Source organism: Bartonella saheliensis, from assembly GCF_902162175.1.
In genome coordinates this window covers 1-22,034 of the sequence record NZ_LR607210.1, presented here as the reverse complement: position 1 = coordinate 22,034, position 22,034 = coordinate 1, and the positions used below count along the sequence as shown (strand labels likewise).

General features: G+C 37.6%; 10 protein-coding genes. 7 read left to right on the top strand and 3 right to left on the bottom strand.

Going from position 1 to position 22,034, the window contains the following annotated elements; all coding sequences use genetic code 11:
* Nucleotides 1-94: 94 nt before the first annotated feature.
* From FS875_RS06015 to FS875_RS05990, 7 genes are all read left to right on the top strand, one after another.
* A complete protein-coding gene (locus FS875_RS06015; RefSeq protein WP_144754446.1) occupies nt 95-3,346 on the top strand; it encodes an autotransporter family protein in 3,252 nt (1,083 codons plus the stop codon).
* Nucleotides 3,347-4,498: 1,152 nt separating this feature from the next.
* Nucleotides 4,499-7,357, top strand: coding sequence for an autotransporter outer membrane beta-barrel domain-containing protein (locus FS875_RS06010; protein ID WP_144754443.1), 2,859 nt, complete (start codon nt 4,499-4,501; stop codon nt 7,355-7,357).
* Between the two features lie 932 nt (nt 7,358-8,289).
* Entirely contained in the window at nt 8,290-11,631 is a 3,342-nt protein-coding gene (locus FS875_RS06005) for an autotransporter outer membrane beta-barrel domain-containing protein (protein WP_144754440.1), read from the top strand.
* 525 nt (nt 11,632-12,156) lie between these two features.
* Nucleotides 12,157-12,294, top strand: coding sequence for a hypothetical protein (locus FS875_RS10170; RefSeq protein ID WP_166428889.1), 138 nt, complete (start codon nt 12,157-12,159; stop codon nt 12,292-12,294).
* A gap of 49 nt (nt 12,295-12,343) precedes the next feature.
* Nucleotides 12,344-12,631 (top strand): hypothetical protein, encoded by a 288-nt coding sequence (locus FS875_RS06000; RefSeq protein WP_144754437.1) that lies wholly within the window; start codon nt 12,344-12,346, stop codon nt 12,629-12,631.
* Between the two features lie 22 nt (nt 12,632-12,653).
* A complete protein-coding gene (locus FS875_RS05995) occupies nt 12,654-12,899 on the top strand; it encodes a hypothetical protein (protein WP_144754433.1) in 246 nt (81 codons plus the stop codon).
* Between the two features lie 424 nt (nt 12,900-13,323).
* Entirely contained in the window at nt 13,324-16,665 is a 3,342-nt protein-coding gene (locus FS875_RS05990) for an autotransporter outer membrane beta-barrel domain-containing protein (RefSeq protein WP_144754430.1), read from the top strand.
* Nucleotides 16,666-17,933: 1,268 nt separating this feature from the next.
* Here FS875_RS05990 and FS875_RS05985 read toward each other — a convergent pair.
* Genes FS875_RS05985 through FS875_RS05975 form a run of 3 tightly spaced genes read right to left on the bottom strand, consistent with a single transcriptional unit; the run spans nt 17,934 to nt 20,728 of the window.
* Nucleotides 17,934-18,905, bottom strand: a complete 972-nt coding sequence (locus FS875_RS05985) for a WD40 repeat domain-containing protein (protein ID WP_144754468.1) — start codon at nt 18,903-18,905, stop codon at nt 17,934-17,936.
* Nucleotides 18,906-18,931: 26 nt separating this feature from the next.
* Nucleotides 18,932-19,963: a CobW family GTP-binding protein gene (locus FS875_RS05980; protein ID WP_144754425.1), complete on the bottom strand. Its 1,032-nt coding sequence runs from the start codon at nt 19,961-19,963 to the stop codon at nt 18,932-18,934.
* A 21-nt stretch (nt 19,964-19,984) separates the two neighbouring features.
* Nucleotides 19,985-20,728 (bottom strand): creatininase family protein, encoded by a 744-nt coding sequence (locus FS875_RS05975; protein ID WP_144754422.1) that lies wholly within the window; start codon nt 20,726-20,728, stop codon nt 19,985-19,987.
* Nucleotides 20,729-22,034 lie beyond the last annotated feature (1,306 nt).

Sequence of the window (22,034 nt, the reverse complement as noted above, 5' to 3'; positions counted from 1 at the left end):
TAATGGTTACGCCATTCATATTTAGGTGCATAGCGGCGTGTTTTTCGAGTGCTTTTATTTTTAATGAGAGGGGAAGGAAAGTTTCGAGGGAACTATGATTAAAGTGTTTAGAAATCATGTATGTTTATGTGCTTGTACAACAGCTATCCTTTCTTTGCTCCAAAATGGAATGGTGGTTGCTGCAAGTGCAGAGGAGCGTCTTAATAGGTCTTCTTATGGTATTAGAGTTAGCGATATCGAGGCTGATATTTATGTCCTTCCAATTGTTTCGCCCATTTTAAACAGAAACTATCTTATCAGTGGTGTTGAGGGGCGTCCTATTATACCTCCTCATATGGGTAGTGTTGAACCCTTCCCCCCTATCAGTGCTCTTCCTAATGATAATGTTATCAGTGGAGGGCCTGTCTATAGTGGTCGTCTTAGCGGAAGTAATGTGCATAAGCCTCCTCTTAAGGGAGAGGTTGGAGATAAATATTCTCCTCCTAATAATACGATTAATATCAGCAATAACGATGAGGGTATTCGGGGGGGGAGTGATTATCGTAAGTTAAGCGGAATAGATGGAGGGACAGGGTATACGAAAAATGTCGATAATTCTGTTCAAGATGGGGATTCTAATGGGAGGGCTGTGAATCCTGATTTTTATTACTATAGTGGATTGTATTATATATGTGATCATTGCGGGGCGTCTAAAATTGATAATCAATCTTATAAGATTACGGATAAAAACATTTCTAATTATCCTTCTCATCCTACAGCTATAACAGTCAAGGGGATTGGGACTAGAGTTGAGGGAGAGAGTGTAACGGTTAGCAGTGAAATTGCTGATGAAACTTTTCTAATGGGGGCGCACGTATTAGAGAACGGTAAGATTGTTTTGGAAAAGCCACTTTTCAAAGATACAGCGATAGCCCTTCGTGCGAATAATGGAGTGATTGAGGTAAGCAAAGGAAAGATTAAGGAAAGTCAAGAGGCGATTGATGCAACAGGCAAGTCGTTTGTTCTTTTAGAAGAGACAGATATTAAGACGGCTGGTGGGATTGCCAGTCTTTTAAGTTATGAGGATTCAGAAGTGCGGATGTCAGGTGGATTCGTTGATTTTATGAACAGTTACGGCATTTCTGCGATGTTAGGGGGGAAAGTCTTTCTCGATGGTGTTACTGTTACTGGAAAGGGTGACAATGGCAAGAGGCATGCGGTTGTGCATGTGGATTTAGGGACTGTTAATTTAAAGGGGAGTACTGTTCGTGCGGAGAATATCCATGGTGTATTATTAGAAAATACCGTTATTAAAGATTTATCAAAAGAGGATTCTGATTCAGAGATTCCTGTAACTGAGGTTAATATTAATTCCTCTTCTGTTACCGTGAATGGGCAAGGATCTTATGGTGTCTATTTTCTGGGAGAGAAGTCATGGAGCGAAGTTGGGGATAAAAAAGAGGAGATTTCATTAGAGGAAGGGAAACGTCCATCACGATTAGAAGTTATTAATTTGGATACAACAAAGTTTTCTGTTTTAGATGATACGGCTCTTTATGGTAAAAACGTTATTTCTGGTGTGGTGAGTTTGATGAAAAGTACTCTTCATTCAGGGGATTTTTTATTAAAAGCTGAGAAAGGGGTTTCTATAACAGTTTTGGCTGATAGCTCTATGCTTGAAGGTCGCACATACGTTGATAAAGATTCTCGTGCTGAATTTTATTTGGGAGGCGGTTCTAAGTGGATTTTACAACAAAAGTTGCAAAGAGATCAACAGGAGGATGCAAATAGTTCTTCTATTTCACTCGTCAGTCTTATGGGTGGGAGCTCTATTCATTTTAAAAGACATGAATCTTCTTCTGTTGACGATTATCAAACCCTTTATATTGGAAAGGGTAAGGGTGAGGTCTATAAAGCACAGGAAGGGGCTTCTATTTCTCTTCATACCTATTTGAATAGTGGTGGAGCTCTTGATCAGCAAAAGACGGATCGTGTTTTAATTGATGGTGATGTTGCTGGAGAAACAATGCTCCGTGTGCAGGCTGTTGCAGGAAGTCCAGGTGGATATACGGGAAAGGGGGGGAGTGATGAAGGTATTTCACTCATTCAGGTTTCTGGACAAGCAAAGCAAGATTCTTTTCAATTGGAAGGTGGTTATGTAGCATTAAACGGATTACCTTATCAGTATAAGCTTTATGGTTATGGTCCAAACTCTGAATTAGGGGAGGCGGATTCTGCTCAAAGATTAGTTGGAGGAAGCGAAAAATTTTGGGATTTTCGTCTTGAGAGTCGATCTGTTGATGATGTAAAACCTCAACCTGATCCTCGTCCGACACCTCCTGGTCCAACGCCTCCTCCAGGACCGGCTCCAGAGCCCCATCCTCGTCCGAAGCCGGGTGTTAAGGCTGTTGTTCCGCAGGTTCCGACTTATCTCCTTTTGCCTAATGCCTTACGTCATCTTGGTTTGATGAATGTTAGCAATCAAAATCAGCGATTAGAAGCTTTGCGAATTGCTTCTGGCAGTTTGTTAGAAAGTCGCGAAAATCCTCTCTTTTTTGTGCGCGGTTATGGCGGCAATCATCGTTATACTTCAAATCTTTCTGCGCTTGAATATGGTTATGGCGGTGAGCTTGATTATAATGCTGTGGAGGCAGGTGTTTTACTAAAAGCAATTGAAAATATGTATGGGGCCACTTCTTTGGGAATTATCGGGTCTTACGAGAGATTTTCTTTGCAACCTTTGAATGTTGAACAGAGTCAAAAAAGCACATTTAATAAATGGTCAGTTGCAGCATATGGCGGGATGCAGCATGATACAGGTTTTTACGTTGATGGCCTTGTGTCTTATGGTTTGTTTAAGGGTGATGTTCTCACAACAGCGCGGGGAAAAACGGCAACATTAAAGGGAAATCCTTTAAGTGCTTCATTGACAGCTGGTAAAACATTTATGGTAGGAGAGGACGGTTTTGTTTTTGATCCACAAGTTCAGGTTGTTTATCAATATCTTCAATTTAATAAAGTGCGTGATGTGGACGGCTTTGATATTGATTTAGGAAAGCTTCATCATTGGGTAGGGCGTGTTGGAGGGCGTTTAACAAAGATGCTGGTTGCCACTGATGAGTCTCAAGTTGTTTCTTTCTATGGCAAGATACATCTTTCTCATGGTTTTGAAGGAAAACAGTTTGTGCACTTTAAGGATGCTTTTCAGCTAGGTGCTTTTGGTTCTTCATTAGAAACAGGATTAGGTTTTAATGCCCAATTGTCTCAAAATTTTGCGCTTCATGGTGATTTGGTTTATCAGCATAAGCTCACGAAAGCTGGTTTTTCTGGAACGAGTTTTTCGGGTGGATTGCGTTATCATTTCTAGCGTTGTTGCTGTTTTTATTTAATCTTTGAAAAAGCCACAAGTTATGCTTGTGGTTTTTTATTTTCTATTCGTTTTGTTGTTATAGCCTTTTATAGAGTATAAGCTTTGCATCTCTTTAATATGTTTTGGAGCTGGATTTCTTTTATTTTTCTTGAAAAATTGAAAAAAATTGCACGTTATCGTTTCAAAACGCGTATTTCAGAATTTCTTTCATATTATTTATAATATGCTGATTGATAAAGATACTTTTTAATTAAAAATGCTAAAAATATTTTTAATGCTCTTGAATCCATAAAAAAGCTGTTGTTTCTATGGGGAGGATGGGCAAGTGGATAAATAATCGTTTAAGAAAAGACGTCAATATCGTTTTATACATTCTATTAAGAGGAGAGAAGCGATACCATTACGTTGGTAAAGGATACACCTTAAGGGTAAAGAGACTACATTCAATCAACTTTATATTTTTTCTGCTGTTGTGAAATAGGGGTAAAATGAGAGAGATATTTGAGAAAATTGGTGAATGAGAAACATAATATTGTTTTTTAGGAAATATGTTGTTTTAGAAAGAATGTAATAAATAACAGGATGAAGTTATCTGGAATCTTCATTTTTTAAAGGTAGGAGTCTGGATGCTTTTGAATGTTGTAAAGTTGTGTTGAAAGAGGCGGTAAAAATAGGAATTGATTTTAATTTTTATACATTCCTATTCTAAATTAGGCTTTCTTGCCACGAAGATTGCCTAGAAACAGATGTGTATGCCCCTTTTACTTCCTAATTTGGACATATGGTTTTTTCTGCTTACAGAATGCTTATCCTTTTAATAAAATATTTATCGTAAAGATGTTGACTATATTTGTTTTGGTGTTGTTAGGCGACATTTAATGCATGAAACCGATTAAAACCGTTTTTGCAGAGAGCAGCTTTAGAGATGATATTTGTTTGTTTTCAGCTCTATTTTTATAATTTTTTTGTAAAAATGATAGAGCTAGATTGTATTTTTTAATCATTTTCTAACTCCATATTTACATAAAACACAAAAAATACTAATAAACTCCATATATCAAACCAAAACGTATTAAATTTTCTCTTTGTTAAATCTTTAATACGTTGCGTATTTGTCTTAAGTAAGGGGGAAAAAATTATGGTGGAATTATGGCTGGTCTATTAAAAAATCGTTTCTCCTTATGTACTTTCACAACAGCACTTCTTTTTTTGACACATCATATTGATGGTTTTGCGCACAATGCTGAATCTCAAGTCCTCTCTAGCAAAAAGCCGTCTTCATGCGGTCAAAATGTAACATTTTATCAGTGTGATGATGGTGAAGCGCATGAAATTAATAATAAAGTTTATTCGCTCACAGATCAAAATGCTCATGGCGCTATAGAGGTGTCTAAGGAACATACATCTCTTCGTGGAAAGAATATAACTGTTAAGGGTATTTTGGATGAAAAGAACAATTCGGAAAATAAATTTTGGAAATATGGCGTAAAGGCATCAGAAAAGGCGGGAGTTTCTCTGACCGATTCTACGTTGAGTGGGGTTTTAGTGGGGGTTGAATCTCGAGATTCCTCCATTGCAATATCTGGCGGATCGATTGATGCAATTAATGTAGGGGCTTTGGCAGAAGGAAAATCTCGAAGTTCAGTTCATTTAACAAATACTCAAGTAAATTTCGGTAATTTGGGGTTTAAAGCAGGAGAAAAAGGGAAATTTATTTTAGAGAGTGTCTCTATGAGCGGTAAGGGTGGTCCTAGTAAAGGGGGACAAGGACAAAATGCGGATCATAAGGGTGATAACGCTGCTTTTCATATATCTGGAAATGGTTATGTTCAGTTTATGAAAGGTTCTGTTGATGTGAGTGATGTCCATGGGCTTTTATTGCGGGGAAATAAAGGTCCTCAGATTGATATTGGAGATTCCAATATCACAGTGAAAGGGAATGCATTTCATGGTATGCACTTTGAAGGGCAGGGAGCATCAGAAGGGCAGGGAGAAAAAGCACGCGTTGATTTGAAAAAGACGCGTTTTGTCGTTCCAGAGAGTATAGCTCTTTATAGCAGTAAATCCGGGAAGTCTGAAATATCCTTAAAGGACACAAAGCTTTTTGGGGATTTATTGCTGAAGGCTGAAGGGGGCTCTTCTATAAAGGTTACCACTAATGCTTCTGCAATTGTTGGTCAAACTCAGATTGATAAGAGTTCTGTAGCCGACCTTATTTTGAACAATAATTCACAGTGGGCTTTGTTGCGACCAAAACATAAAAATTTACAAGATCCTGATTATAGAGACGTTTCGTTTATTTCATCGGTCCATCTTGTTAACAGTTCTATTGTTTTTGAAAAGCCAAAATCCAGCACTGCTCATACCTATCAAACACTTCATATTGGGAGAGAAAATATTGGGAAAGAAAGAGGTGTTGTTTATCGGGCATCAGGTAATGCTTGGATTCATTTGAATGCACATTTAAATCCTCATGATACAAGTGACAATCAAGTAACGGACCGGCTCCTCATTCATGGTGATGTTAGCGGAAAAACTATCGTGCATATACATGGTGTTGCGGGAGGTTTAGAAGAAAAAAACGGAAAAGCGCATAGCGTTTCAATTATTCAAGTTTATGGCAATGCGTGGTCTGACTCTTTTCAACTAAATGGGCAGTATGTTGCATTGGATGGCGCGCCTTATAAATATGTTCTCCGTTCTTATGGACCAAAGGCTACTGGAGCGGAAGAACATGTTAAACAGCGATTTGCTCAAAACGGAGGGGCGTTTTGGAATTTTCGTTTAGAAAACGAATATGTTCAAACATCTACTGATTATAGAGGCACTCCTAGGGTTTCTAAACGGACACCTCCTACACGTACTTCTTTTGAGGATATTATTCCAGCGTCTTCTGATGGAGCTGTTTTGGCATCTTCAGGGGGAGCTGTTTTGGCGTCTTCTGAGGGAGCTGTTTCGGCGTCTTCTGGGGGTGTTGTTTTAGCATCTTCAGCGGATAATCTTTCTAAGGTTGAAACTGTTTCTCTATCTGGGCGCGGTGTAAGATCGGTTGTTCCACAAGTTTCAACGTATCTCATCTTGCCCAATAGTTTGTTCCACGCTGGTTTGATGGATATCAGCAATCAAAATAAGCAGTTAGAGATACAGCGTGCTCATCTTCGTGAAACGTTGGAAATTCGTGAAAATCCTGCTTCATTTTTGCGTGGTTATGGGGGGAGTTATCGTTATACTTCAGATTTGTCTGCGCTTGAATATGGTTATGGAGGCGATCTAGGGTATTATGCTCTAGAGGCGGGTGTTTTGCTACAAAAAATTGAAAATGTTGAGAGTGCCATATCCTTTGGGGTTATGGGATCGTACGGAAAGCTTTCTCTGCAACCTTTGGATGTTGAATACAGTCAAAAAAGTACATTTGATAAATGGACCGCTACAGTCTATGGTAGTCTGCAGCATGATACAGGATTTTATGTTGATGGTCTTGCATCTTATGGTTTGTTTAAGGGTGATGTTGTGACAACTGTACGGGGCAAGACAGCAACATTGAAGGGGAATCCTTTAAGTGTTTCCTTGATGAGTGGGCAGAAAATTGCCACAGGATATGAAGGTGTTGTTTTTGATCCACAAGCGCAGGTTGTCTATCAATATCTTCAGTTTGATGAAGCGCGTGATATTGATCATTTTAATATCGAGATGGATAAGCTTGATCAGTGGGTAGTGCGTGTTGGTGGACGTTTGATGAAGACGCTTGCTGGGCCTGAAAAAGATCGTGATGTTTCTTTCTATGGTAAAATTCATTTTGCTCATGATTTTGGCAAAGAAAGATCTGTGCGCTTTAAAGATTCTTTCCAGTTGGGTGCTTTTGGTTCTTCTTTAGAGGCAGGGTTGGGGCTTAATGCTCACTTGTCTCAAAACTTCGCGCTTCATGGTGATTTGGTTTATCAGCATAAGTTGAGTAAGGGTGGTTTTTCTGGAATTAGTTTTTCTGGTGGATTACGCTATCGTTTTTAGGATAATTGTCTTTAGGGATTAATTTAAAAAAAACCACAAGTATCGCTTGTGGTTTTTTTTATTATTGTTTTGTTTACAGCTTTGAAGATAAGCTTTTTTAAAGAATGTTTTTTGGCATCAGTAAATTTGTTTCTTTTTAGAAACGAGATAAGGCTTTAGGGGCTCAATTTTTGCTTTTTATGCTGTTTTCTTCTATGCAAGATGCTGACTTATAATAATAATTGATTGTTTTTTTTATATTGAATGAGAAATACAAAATATCGTGGGATTCTCTTATTTCAAATTTGTTTTATGTTGAATTGATCACAGCCATTTGTTTACATATTACAAGTGGAGAGAGCTGTGTGAATAAATTGGATAAGAGAGAAGTCAAAATGTCTCTTCTGAGCTAGTCTCAAGGGTCCAAGGGCTATTATAACATTTTAGGATTGATAGAGGAGGAGGCATCGGTTTACTTATTTATAAGTGTAAAAACGGGATGTTCAACGAATTTAAAATTATACTTTTCACGGGCGCCATCGCAAAATGAGCTTCGGTGCGTTGAGAGATGTGTTTTAAAACAAGCATGTGATTGGCAACATATCTATATTCTATTTGGGGCGTTCTATTTTACATGATGATGGCGATTTTCTTAAAGAATGCGATAAATATTAAAGTGTTAAGCGGCAATACGTCATCTCCTTTTGTGTCAATTTACAAATTTTCTTGAGATTACTGCTTTGGGATGCGGGGGATTTACTTCTATTTTTACGAGCTTTTGTAAATATTACAATTTTAAATTGAGATATTTTTAGATTATGGCTTTACATAAAGTGCGTAGTCGATATATAAAATACAAAACGTATTTTAAATTATCACGCGTAACCAAAGTTATTAAATAGAACGCGTGTTTTTTTATTTTTAGAGAAGGGGAAGAAAGTTTGTAGAAAATTATGTTCAAAAATCATCTCTCTTTATGTCGTTTTACAACGGTTATTTTTTTCTTTGTACAAAATGCTGATGCCGGTGAAGTTTCCTCTCAGAAAAAGCAATATTCATGTAATGAAAGTGCCTCATTTTATCATTGTAATGATGGACAGACGCATGAAATTTCTAGGAAAACTTATCAACTCACAGGTGAAAGTCCTGAGGCAGCTTTAGAGGCATCTGGAGAAGATACCCTCATTGAGGGAGAGGCTATAATCATTAACAGTGTTTTGAATGCCGATGGGCACTCCGAAAACAGCGCTTGGACAACTGCTGTAAAAGCTTCAAAAGGGGGAGGCGTTGCTCTGTTCGACTCCATGTTAAATGATGTGTCGATAGGAGCTGATATTGAAGAGGATGGTGGCTTTGAAATGCAAAACGGGGTAATCAAAGCAACCAGAATGGGGATCAGTGCTTCGAGTGAGCGGTCGCTTGTTTTTTTAACTAAAACAGAGATTAAGACATCTGCTGGTGCGATAGCTCTTTTGAGTCATAGTGGGGCAAAAATCTATATGAAAGGAGGAAAAATTAATTTTGCGGATGGTATTGCCGTTCAAACAGGAGGAGGGGGAGAAATTAATTTAGAGGGTGTTTCTATTACAGGAAACGGCAAACAGGCGACAAATACAGACAATCATCGTGAAAGTTCTGCTTTTAGTATGCTTCAGGGAAAAGGTCTGATTCATTTTCAGAAAGGCAATGTTAATGTTAACAATGCTCATGGGCTTGTATTGCAAGGGAATAATCATAATGTTGCTCATATCAAACATTCCAATGTTTTTGTAAGAGGACAAGCATTTCATGGTATGCACTTTTTTTGGCAAGCTGTTTTGGATGGGACCAAAACAATCATACCTGGAAAAGGGGCGGTCCAGTTGACCCAGACAACTTTTATGGCCCCAGAAAGTACGGCTCTTTATAGCCGCGAATTCGAAAGTTCTGTTAAACTATTACAACATTCAAAAGTTTCTGGCGATTCACTTCTGAAAGCGGTTGAACATTCCAATATCAAGATCAAAGCTGATGCTTCTACCTTACAAGGAAGCGCATATGTTGATGAAAGTTCTACAGCTAAGATAGTGTTAAAAAATGGTTCAAAGTGGATTTTATCGCGACCAAAATATGGACAATTACAAAGCTCTGATGTGTCTGGTTCTAAGTTAGGAGATTATTCTTCTATTTCATCGGTCGAACTTACGGATAGTTTTCTTATTTTTGAGAAACTCAAATCTAAAACAACAGATGGTTATCAGACACTTCTCATCGGAAAAGGATCAGGGACGGTTTATAAAGCGCACGGTGACACATATCTTTATCTTAATGCATATTTGGATAAAGGGGGAGAGCTTAAAAAGCAGAAAACTGATAGGCTTTTAATCAATGGTGATCTTGAAGGAAAAACAACAGTTGATGTTTATAAGGTTCCTGGAAGCCCAGGGGCACTGACGGGAGAGGGTGGTAATGATCAGGGAATTTCCATTATTCAGGTTTATGGAAAAGCCGCTGAAGATTCTTTTCAGTTAAAGGGGGGGTATGTTACAGTTGAAGATTCCCCCTATCAGTATCATCTTAAGAGTTATGGTCCAAGTTCTCGTTTAGGAGAAGCAGATTCCAATCAAAGAGTGCTTAAAAACACTGGAACATTTTGGGATTTTCGCCTTGAAAGTAAATTTGTTGATTCTTCCTCTTTTGATCCCACTGAAGTTTCTCCTGTTCTTGATTTCATTGTTCCCCCTGTTTCTGATGAGGTTCCTTCTTTTCCTAAAGCTCATCCTAATATGACTGGAGGTAAAGAGGAGGTTAATAATCCTAATTCTCAGCAAAAACCTCAAGAGCCAGGTCTTTCTTCTCCTGATAGGGATTCTCATCGGACAACTACACCTGATACATCTGATGTTTTTATGCTAGATGTTCCAAATCCTCCTCCCTCTCTTGCACCCGTTATTCCAGTTATAACTCAATCTCCTCCAGTTGTGCCAACGTCTGGTTCACCTATCCCCCCGTCTGTAGTACGCACTCCTTCTGTTGTTTCTCCCCCTGCGTCTGGTTCACCCATCCCGCCCTCTGTCGTTCATACTCCTTCTGTTGCTTCTCCCCCTGCATCTGGTTCATCTGTCCCGCCCTCTGTAGTTCGTACTCCTTCTGTTGTTTCTCCCCCTGCGTCTGGTTCATCTATCCCGCCCTCTGTAGTTCGTACTCCTTCTGTTGTTTCTTCCCCTGCGTCTGGTTCATCAGTTCCGCCCTCTGTCCCTCGCACTCCTTCTGTTGTTTCTTCCCCTGTATCTGGTTCTTCTGTTACTCCCCCTGTTTTTGAGCTTTCTTCTCATTTTTGGTCAAATGTGAGGACTATTGTTCCACAGGTTTTAACTTATGTTCTTGTGCCAAATACCTTATTTCATGCTGGATTGGTGGATATCCGTTATCAAAATAAGCAGTTGCAAACACTGCGAAATTTTTCTCGTCGATTGTTGAAAACTAATGAAAATCCAGCTTTATTTTTGCGTGGTTACGGGGGACATCATCGTTATACTTCCAATTTGTCTGCACTGGCATATGGGTATGGAGGTGACCTTGATTATAATGCACTAGAGGCAGGTATTTTACTCAAAAAAATTGAAAATGTATATAGTACAACATCTTTTGGAATTATGGGAAATTATGGTAAACTTTCTTTGCGTGCTCGAGAGGTGAAACAACATCAAGAAAGTATATTTGATAAATGGACAATCACAGCATATGGGAGTATGCAGCATGATACGGGACTTTATATGGATGGTCTCTTCTCTTATGGTTTGTTTAATGGCAATGTTCTTACGCGTGAGCGAGGTAAAACGGCTGTATTGAGAGGAAAGCCCTTAAGTTTTTCCTTAACGGCTGGTAAAACATTTATGGTAGGTTGTCGTTGTTTTATTTTTGAACCACAGGTTCAATTTGTTTATCAAAATCTTCAGTTTCATAATACGCGTGATATTGATAATCTTAATATTGATATGCGAAGACCAGATCATTGGGGGATGCGTATTGGCGGGCATTTAACCAAAACACTGACATTGATGAAAGATGCACAGGTTCTCTCATTCTATGGTACGCTTCATTTCGTTCGTAATTTTGATGATAAACAATTTGTGTATTTTAAAGATGCTTTCCAACTTGGTTCTTTTGGTTCTTCTTTAGAAGCTGGATTTGGTATTTATTCGCAATTATCCACAAAAATTACTTTTCATAGCGATCTGATTTATAAGCATAAATTTACCAAATCTGGCTTTTCTGGAACGCATTTTTCTGGTGGATTAAGCTATCATTTTTAATTTTATTTTTTTAACGCATCTTTTGTAGAGACAATAGACACAAAAAATGACTTTATTGTGTTTTTTTCTGATTTTTAACTTTACGTATAATCCAAAAAGAATTATGTTAATAATACATAATAGGAATAATCTATCGATGAGTTGGATCTTTCTTTTCGATTTTTAATGAAGATGAAGTAAGGGGAGTTTAGAGCTAATCGTGATGAAAGTATTAAAACATCATGTATCTTTATGTGCTCTTACGACGTCTGTTTTATTCTTTGTTTATAATGTAAAAGAAGAGGGAGAAACTTCATGTTGTTTTCTTTTAAAATCCTATTCATGTGATGCTTTTGAAGAGCCTGGGTTGTGGTGCGAGTGATACTCGTTCAGGTACTGCTGATAGCTGTTTTTTGGTGTTTTGAAGGCAAAAAAAGTTTGGTTAGGTAAGTATTAGATGGAGAAAAGAGAAGTTTGGAAATTGATGGGGTTTGAGCGTTAAAAAACACTGTTAGAATTTCATCAGAAGTATTTGCATGAGAAAAAATGAAGATTGCTTCGGATGAGGTTTCCATTACTGGAAGTGGTGAGAACACGATTAATGATAAAAGTATAAGTGCCTATGATCATGGTTTTAATCAGGCTATTTTGGGACTAAAGCTAAGGCGATTTTCTTTTTGTTAAGGATGGTAAGATTAATGTTTCAAATATTGATGATCTCGTGATGGAGAGCATGGGAGCTGTTTTCATTCCTAGAAGTGTGATGAAATATAGCATATGGGGTGATAAACCTTTATCTAGCTTATGGGGGTGGCGTTATTCTGGCGTTGTTTTTGAGAATTCAAATATTTCTTTTCATGGGCGTGACGTTCGAGAGGGGACTTTAAAAGAAAGTCCCTCACAAGAGGAATATATAGAAGCAGGGGCATCGGCTATATTTGGGGAGATTCAGTTCAAGAAAACTAGCTTTAGTGTTCCTAATGATAGAGCTTGTTTATATCGGTGGTCTTTTCCCCTATAGGATATGTAAAGGGGATGTTCTCATGCAAGCAAGAGGCAAGACAACAACATTGAAGCAAGCATTTTTTGGAGTTTCATTCATTGCGGGAAAGTCATTTATGAGCGGACATAAGGGGCTTATTTTTGATTTGAAGTTTCAGATCGTTTATCAAAATGTGCGCTTTGATAAGATATCAGATATCGATGGTTTTGATATTGAAATGAAAAAACTTGATCTGTGGCTGATGCGTATTGGTGGGCGTTTAAGCGAGATACTTGTAGCTTTTTGAAGAGGGAGAAATTGTTTCTTTTAATGGAAAGTTTCATTTTGCCAATAGTTTTAGAAAAAACAATGTGTTCAGTTTGGAGATGAATTCTAATGAGGAGCTTTGGGTTCTTTTTTAGAAACTTGAGTGGCGTTGAATGTGTCGTTGTTTTCAAACTTTGTATTGTATGGAGATGTTACTTATCTGCATCATTTTAGAAAAGTAGCTTTTTCAGGGATGATTTTTTTCAGGAGCGTTACGCTATCGTTTTTAAGCGCCCATGAAATATAATCTGAATTTTACATAAGCTACAGAATGTTGTGTAAAGTATAAAATGAATATCTAAGTTTTATACTTCTCACTATTTGTTTGTTTAAGTGGGTGTTATTGCGCGTATTTTTTATTTTTAAGTCAGGAAGGGGGGAAAAGAAAAATTGGGAATAGAATTATGGTTAATGTATTAAGGGATTATAGATTTTTATTTATCACAACGGCTATTGTTTCTTTTTTGCCTATTGTGAGTGTTAATGCAAATTCTTCTCATTTAGGAAATCTCTGTGATCCAAATGCTCAGTTTTATAAATGCAATGATGGAAAAAAACATACAATTGAAAATAAAACTTATTATTTAAAATATTCTCAAGAATATATTTCTAACGCTACTCCTATTTCAGCTCTATATGTAGAAAAAGCAGGTACAGTTGTTGATGCATCTCAGATAACTGTTACGGGTGATAACGCAGATGAAATATATGGCTATGGGGCATTAGCAAAAGAGGGAGCTCATCTTAATCTAAAAGATTCAAATTTTAAGAATATACCTGCCCTTCATGCTGAAAGTGCGGTTATTCGCATGACAGATGGCACTATTACGGGGGTTTCTCACGCTATTTCTGCACTGGGTAAAGGAACAGATATTGCTTTAGTGCGTGTCAAGATTGAAACGACACCAAGAGAAACGACATCAAAAGAATTGAATGGTATAGGAGAGACTGCTCTGATTAGCAGTTTGGGTTCAAAGATTAGGTTGTCAGGGAGTACCGTTATTTTTAATGGGAAAGGCCCGTTTTCATCACTTTTGGGGGGAGAGTATAGTTTTGATAGTTCTGTCATTAAGGGAAAAGGAGAACAAAAAACTGTTATCATTGATGAGAAAAGTGTCAATAAATTACCAGAAGCTTTTGATATTTCTCAAGGTGGTTTTGTTCAATTGAATAATAGTTCTATTGAACTGAGTGATATGCATGGTTTTTTGGTTAAAAGTTCTTCAGAGAATGTGAATAATAAAGCTAGGTTGTTGAGACAAGGATTTAATTTAGCTGATGCGTTTAAGAAGACGAATATTAAGATTGAAAAATCCAATATTTCTGTTCAGGGTAAGGAAACCTATGGTCTGTATTTTTATGGATTAAATTCCAATGGTGTATGGGGCAATATGAGAAGTCTGGGAGCACAAGGTGTTGCTCTGGAAAAGATATCTGTTCAATTATCAAAGACAAATTTTTTAGTTCCAGAGGGCATTGCCATTTATGGTACGGGAGATGCTGGTTATGGGGCTGAAGCTACCCTTGAATTATCGGAAAATACAAAGATTTCTGGTGATTTATTGTTAAAAGCTGAACATGGTTCCTCTCTTCGTGTTCAAGCCTATTCTTCGACTCTTACAGGGGGAGCACGTATTGATGGCAGGTCTCGTATTGATTTGCAATTAAGAAATAGTTCTACATGGTATCTTACTAAGCGTAAATATCAAGGCTCACAAGAAGCGGACTTTACGGTTTCATCGCTTTCTACTTTGAGCCTTTTGGATAGTACCGTTTTTTTTGAGAAATATATCTCTCAAGATTATCAAACATTGTATATTGGAAACGAAATAAACAATGAGGACAATATTCTTGCATTAGACAATAGTGATAAAACAGCTGGTATGGAGGACTTATCCAATAAAGTATACAGTGCGAAGGGAAATGTTCAGATTAAGATGAGCACATTTATGCATAATGATGGTTCATTTAATTCTCAACAAACGGATCGCATTTTGATCTATGGGGATGTTGAGGGAACCACCCTCATTGGGATGGAAAAATTTCAAAAAACTTCAGATAAAGAAGCTGGAAGTGAAGGGAGCCAAAGTGTTTCACTTATTCAAGTTGCAGGGACGGCAGAGGAAAATTCTTTTAAGTTACTCAATAGTTATACGACCGTGAATGGTTTTCCTTACCAATATAAACTTCGTGGCTATGGTCCAAGTTCTTCTGCTGGAAATGCAGATCCCAAAAATAGATTGGTTGCAGGGAAAGGGGATTTTTGGGACTTTCGTCTCGAGAGTGTTTATATTGGTTCTGAGTTAGATTCTTCTGAATCTGCTTCTAAACCGACTCCTACGGTTATTCCTCCTCAATCTGAAGAAGAAAAGATCCCTTCTGAGCGTCCCACAGAGACACTTTCGCCTGAACAACCGTCTACTGTTGAGCCTCCACTTATACCATCTACACCTTCTTTGCCTGAAGAATCTAAACCGTCTGAAACATTTATTCCTACGGATTCTACACTTATTCCTTCTAAACCTGTTTCGCCTGAGCTTCCTTTTGTACCAACAGTTCCAGAGGATCCTTCTACTGTGCCTATGCCTACTGTTCCCGTTGAGACTTCTACTGATGAGGTTATACCACCATCTAAGCCATCTGTTCCGGTCGCTCCTTCATCTACGGATTCTGTTGTTCCTTCTCTCCCCGTTGAACCAAAGCCTTCTAAGCCTTCTGCTTCTGTTGAGCCTTCACCTCATTTCCCTATTCCGCTTGATGTTCAGCCTGAACAAGGAATTAGAGCTGTTGTACCTCAATTGCCAACGTACCTCCTTTTGCCAAATGCTTTATTCCATGCGGGGTTGATGGAAATGACTACGCAAAATAAGACGTTAGAGACAATGCGGGGTGCTTTTTATTCTTTTGGGAGAGATGATAAAAACACTGCCTTTTTTCTGCATGCTTATGGGGCAAGTCATCATTATGCTTCCAATTTATCTGATTTTGAATATGGCTATGGTGCTGAGCTTGATTATAATGCGTTTCAAGCAGGTGTTTTGTTAAACGAGATGGAGAGCTTATATACGCGTACATTTTTTGGGGCTTTGGGAAACTATGGAAAACTTTCTCTAGAACCGCAGAATGTTGAACAAAGCAAAAAAAGCGCATTAAACAAATGGTCTATTGGGACTTATGGAAGCCTACAGCATGATACAGGTTTGTATATCGATGGGATGTTATCCTATGGTCTTTTTAAGGGAGATATTTTAACCCTTGCACGAGGCCAGGTTATGGCGTTAAAGGGGAAACAGTTTAGTGGATCTTTAACGAGTGGCAAAAGGTTTGTAATAGGATGTAAAGGTATTGTTTTTGATCCACAGGTTCAGGTTATTTATCAGCATCTTCAGTTTAATCAGGCATATGATGTTGATCATATTGATGTTGATTTGGGAAAATTTCATCAATGGATGGGGCGTGTTGGCGGGCGTTTAAGCAAGACGCTTGGTGCTGTAGAAGAGGGACGAGAGGTTTCTTTTTATAGTAAGTTTTCTTATTTGCATTCTTTTGAAGATAAGCAATTTGTTTCTTTTAAAGATGATTTCCAGTTAGGTTCTTTTGGTTCTTCTTTGGAAGCAGGGCTTGGGTTTAATGCACGTCTTTCTTCAAAACTCTCTCTTTATGGGGATGTCACTTATCAGCATCGGCTTAAAAAAGTTGGTTTTTCTGGTGCGAGTTTTTCTGCTGGGTTACGTCATCGTTTTTAAAAGAGCTCCATTGTGCATTTTTATATGAAAGGCAGGAAATTTTTCTGCCTTTTTAATCTCCTATAATTTATACTCTTTCATCAATATGGTTATTTTTTAAAAGTATAAAAAGTTACTCAAAATGCTTTCTTTTATGTAATGAGAAATTTTCTACAAGTTTTAATGTTGTGATATGAGGAAAGATTTCATTATGAATGTGATTAAAATATTTTATACGTAATTACTTGTTGATTCATATTTAAAACTAGTAAGTATTGATGGTTGGTTTTATTCATCTATTATATAATCATGATATTTTTAAGTATTTTTTAAAATACTTTTATATTTGTTTTATCTTTTTATTTATACTTTATATAAGAAAAAATCTAAACTGTATTCACGTTTATATTCGTTAATATACATATTTATTAAGACGTTTACTTGAGTATTTTAGAGAAACAGTTGTATCTTTAGAAAATACTGAGAGAATTTTAGGTTAAATAATCATAAAAAGGAAAAGATGCTTAATGGATGTTCTTAGGAGTGTTTTTTTGTAAATGATAGATGCCAAGAGCAACTTCGATAAGATATAGATTATTTTTATTACTGTAATAACTGAGCATCATCATTCTGTTTTCCAAGCTTTCAATATTGCAATGACTTTAACACTCGAAAATGTTCATAAGAAGTATTTTTAGTCTGTTCTTAAATGTTTTGTATCGATACGGGCTCTTGCCTGTTTGTAATGCGCAAGCAAAAGATTTTGATCCCTTTGTTAAACCGATTTGATATGTCTAGATAAGAAGTTAAATTGTTGATCAGAACTGGTAAGGAATTTTATTTTTTAAGGTGTGGAGTAGCGGTTAAAAAATTTTATTGAGAAAAATAGCGTTGAGGTCCTTCTCTTGATTGTAGGAAAAAAGAGGACTTTTCGATGATACGATAAGCTCTATTTTGCTGAAGTTTTAAGAATAGTGCCTTGATGGGAGTGTGCAGCTCATGGCCATAGATTATTATAAAGAAAGATGGCTTTATGAGGGATGGAGGCGGTTTTATAAGTGATATTCTTGTATGGAGAAAACAATGTTTAAAAGGTCAAAAACTTGTTTAAGGTCTTGTCTTATTTAAAGGGAGGAGAGAGGAAGATGGAAGATTTCATGATTATAAAGACCTTGGGGATTTGGAGAGGGGGGAATTTCTGTGAGTTCTAGAGATGGGCGGGGACTTAGATTTCTAGAGGATTGCGTGGATATTTTAATCGGTGATAGCTGTACTTGTTAGTGCTTGGCTTAATCAGTGATATTGATCATACCACATTCACCATTTTCACAGCCGAAGGTGAGATTGTGTCCTGCTTGATCCCAATTGAGTGCTGAGATAGCGCTTTTCCCATCCCCTCTTAGAAGGATTTCTTTTCCATCACGAAAATGTGCCGCTAAAATCATTCCATCATTGAAACCTATGGCGACAATTTCTTTGCTTGGATGGCATGAAACGGTGCTAACAAGGGCATTTGCTCGTGTTCCAAGTTCTAAGGGGGTTTTTCCCATGGGGCCGTCTTTTGTATGAAAGGGCCAAACAATTGCGGCAGAAGCACCTGATGTTGCAAGCCATTTTCCTTTTACACTCCAAGACCAGCTTTTGACTTTACTTGGGTAGCCACTCATCCGTAAATGTTGATGATCGCTAAGACGCCAGCCGTGTAAGGCGTTTTCTTGCATCGTAGAAATGACATAGCGGTTGTCTGGTGAAAAGGTAACACCACAATGAGCGCCTTTCCATACCAATGTTGTGGGAGATGTTTGTGTTGAGAGCCAATGGAGCGTAACGCCATTGTAATGAGCCACAGCAAGCCGTAAGCCTTTTGGGGCGAAAGCCAAGCCTTCTATACTGCGCTCATGTGGGAGCTCTTGTTGTTCTTTTCCCACATGCACAAATGCGAGACGTGCGGAGGAAAAGGCAAAAGCTTTTTGAGGGCCAAAAGCAACGTTATTTATCCATTTGCGTTCTTTTTGACTGAGCAGTTCTGTATGACCATTAGCTGTTGTTTGACAGATTTTTCCATCTTCTCCCCCTGTGATGATTGCCGTATTGTCACGGGAAAAATGACTTGAAATTATTCCTTTATGAACTTCAAAGATTTGTGGGGTTGGAGTTAAAAAAACAATCAAGCCTTCTACGGAAACAAAGGCTGGTTTATTGCCTATAAAACCACAGGAAAGGCAGTAGCTTTGGAGATCATAATGGGTCATGTTAGGTATTGCCATTCATTTTATGCGCAATTTTATTATGCACAATTTTCAAAATCAGTTTTTAATTTTTCGCCATCAAGAGAGCGTCCGATAAAAACAAGGCGGCTTTCTCGTTTTTCATCTTCACGCCATGGACGTTGATGTTGTCCCTCAAGAAGCATATGAATACCTTGAATGACATAACGATCATCATCTCCTTGAAAGGCAATAATGCCTTTAAGACGCAAAATATCAGGTCCTTGTTGCTGTGTAAGTTGTTGGATCCAAGGAAAAAACTTTTCTGGTTTCAGGGCACCTGTTTTTAAACTTATAGAAGTGACGGTAATATCATGAATGGTAGATGTGTGATGATGATGGTCATGATGGCAATCGGGACCACACACATGATCTTCAGGTTGGTCATTATGCTCGTGATCAAGAAAATGAGGCTCATGATCTAGCGTCCGTTGGAGATCAAAGAAACCACGATTGAGCAGTTTATCAAGAGGAATATTGGTGCGCTGTGTTGTATAGAGTATAGCGCGAGGATTAATAGCAAGAATAAGCGATTCTGCATGGGCTCGTTCTTGTGCCGTGACGAGATCAATCTTATTTAAAAGAACGATGTCTGCGAAAGCAATTTGCTCTTCAACTTCACGACTTTCTTTCAGTTGAATGGGAAAATGCTTTGCATCAACGACCGCTATGACACTGTCAAGCGTTGTTTTTTCATGGACTGTATCATCCATGAAAAAGGTTTGTGCAACAGGAATGGGATCTGCAAGTCCTGTTGTTTCTATAATAATTGCATCAAATCGATGAGAACGTTGCATCAGACTTTCCAGAATACGAATGAGATCGCCACGTACAGTGCAGCAAACACAGCCGTTATTCATTTCATAAATTTCTTCATCTGATTCAATGATCAAGTCATTATCAATCCCAATTTCACCAAATTCATTGACAATGACAGCATAACGTTTGCCATGATTTTCACTAAGAATGCGGTTGAGAAGGGTGGTTTTTCCTGAACCAAGATAGCCTGTGAGAACCGTAACAGGAAGTTTTTTTGGGGATGTCGTTTCCATGGAGAGACCTTTTATTGTTCTTTACTGCCATGTATTTATGTTAAACCGTTTGATATCATCAAGTAAATCATGAAGCTGAGATAGAACATGAGAAAAGATTGCTTTCCCTGCTTGGGGGGTTGCTTTACTTGCGTTTCCTGCTGCACCTTGCGTGTTGAGATCACGCATTGTCCAGCCAAAGGCATGAGGACCATAAGCGCGTAAATAGCGATAATTGGCAATCATATCCGCTTGTTTATTATGAAAATTTTTTGCCTTTTCCATATGAACTTTTTCTGGCGCTAAATAGAGCATGAGAGAGGTTTCGATAAAACCACCATGGATATCAAGAGGCTGTTGAGAAGGCTCTATCAGACCTTGTGGTAAACCAAAACGGCTCCAGCTTGTCGCTACAGCAAGCATGGAAAGGCGCCTTCTCAATTCGGTGATAACAATGCTCATTAAAGGTGAATTTCCCCCGTGAGCATTGAGAAGAAGAAGACGGTTGATCCCTTTGTGATAGCAGTCTTCACCAATCTTTATCCAGCGCTTAATCGCATCAGAAAAGGTCAGGGTTTGTGTTCCTTTAATATCCATATGTTCTATAGAATAGCCAATTTTTTCAACCGGTAAAAGGGTGATATGAAATTGTTCTTTTGTTTCTAACGCGAGAGCCTTTGCAAAAGCTTCAGCAATAATCCAGTCGGTTTCAAAGGGAAGATGCTCTCCATGATATTCGTGTGCGCCTAAAGGTAAAAGAGCGAGAAAAGGCGTGTTAGATACCATAAATTATTGCCCAAAAGAGAGGTTAATACAGATAAAATGATCAAAGGTGCTTCACTATTTAATCTATCTATAAAAAAAACGCAAATAGGTGTATTTTTACATCCCATAGGGATATTCTAAAAATGAGAGATTTATTAAAAATAGTGAAGATTTTATTGAGAGAAGCTAACACAGTTTTGATGGAATATACGCTATCCCTTCTAAAGATCAGTAGTTTCTGTAAGCATTTTTGATGTGTCTTTTTATTTTGGCTATGGAGAAAAGATAACCAAAGCATTTATGTTGGTATGAAGGCTCGGATGACACAAATTTGACTTTGGAGAGTGTGTTAACAGATTTTAGTGTTTCTGAAGAAAAAACTGAATGTAATGAGAAGAATTTACATGAGATGAAATCATATAATGACGCTATGTTAATTTATAGAGTATTTCATGTTGAATGAGAGTCTTGAAAATTATAAGGCTTTTTTATTCCAAATCTGTTCCATTTTGAGTGAATAAAAACGATGTCTCTTCCACATCACAAGTAGATTAACTGTGAGGTATAAAACTGCACAGGTACGCTTCTTATGAACCATCTCAAGTGCTAAAGGTTTGGTCTTGCAAAGTTAGGCTTCTGTTAAAGTGTGTGGTGGTGCCGGCTTGCTTTTATGAAGCGTCAAGATGGTGGGGCTTAATGAATTTAATTGTTATACTTTTCGACGCGTTGCGCGCGAAATTACAGAGAGCTTGATGCGCTTATAACTTGATGGGCGATCAAATGATAAAGAAGAAGTACCGTTGAAATTAGGATAAACAGAATTCCCTTGCGTTGTACGCTGTTCGTTTTAACGAAAAAGCAAGTATTCAAGTCTATTTTATAACGCTGCACATCGAAGGATATAACGGTAAATCCCTATAATAGAAAAACACCTATAATAGCAAAACGATTGTATACGATCATCTTTAAATTTTTGCAGTAAAAAAAGATGCTCGATATATATTTTATCATCTTTTGATTTTGCAACGGCACTTGGTCGTTAAAATACCTTATAAGTGACTTTTTCTTTAAGTTTTTTTCCTATGCACTACTTTCGCTCTACACATCACTTTTATTCGTGCTTTATAAGCAAATAAATTTAATTAATTCAATATAATAAACAGCGTTAAAATTAAGGGAAATTTATAATCGTCAGGTGGTTTTACATTTAATAGGCAAATAATATGCAAAACAATGGATTATGATTATAAATCAGCATTTTTCTTTTAGGATGAGCCGTTGATAAATTGATTGATTAATATCGGTTTTCAAGGGTTATTTTTTAAAT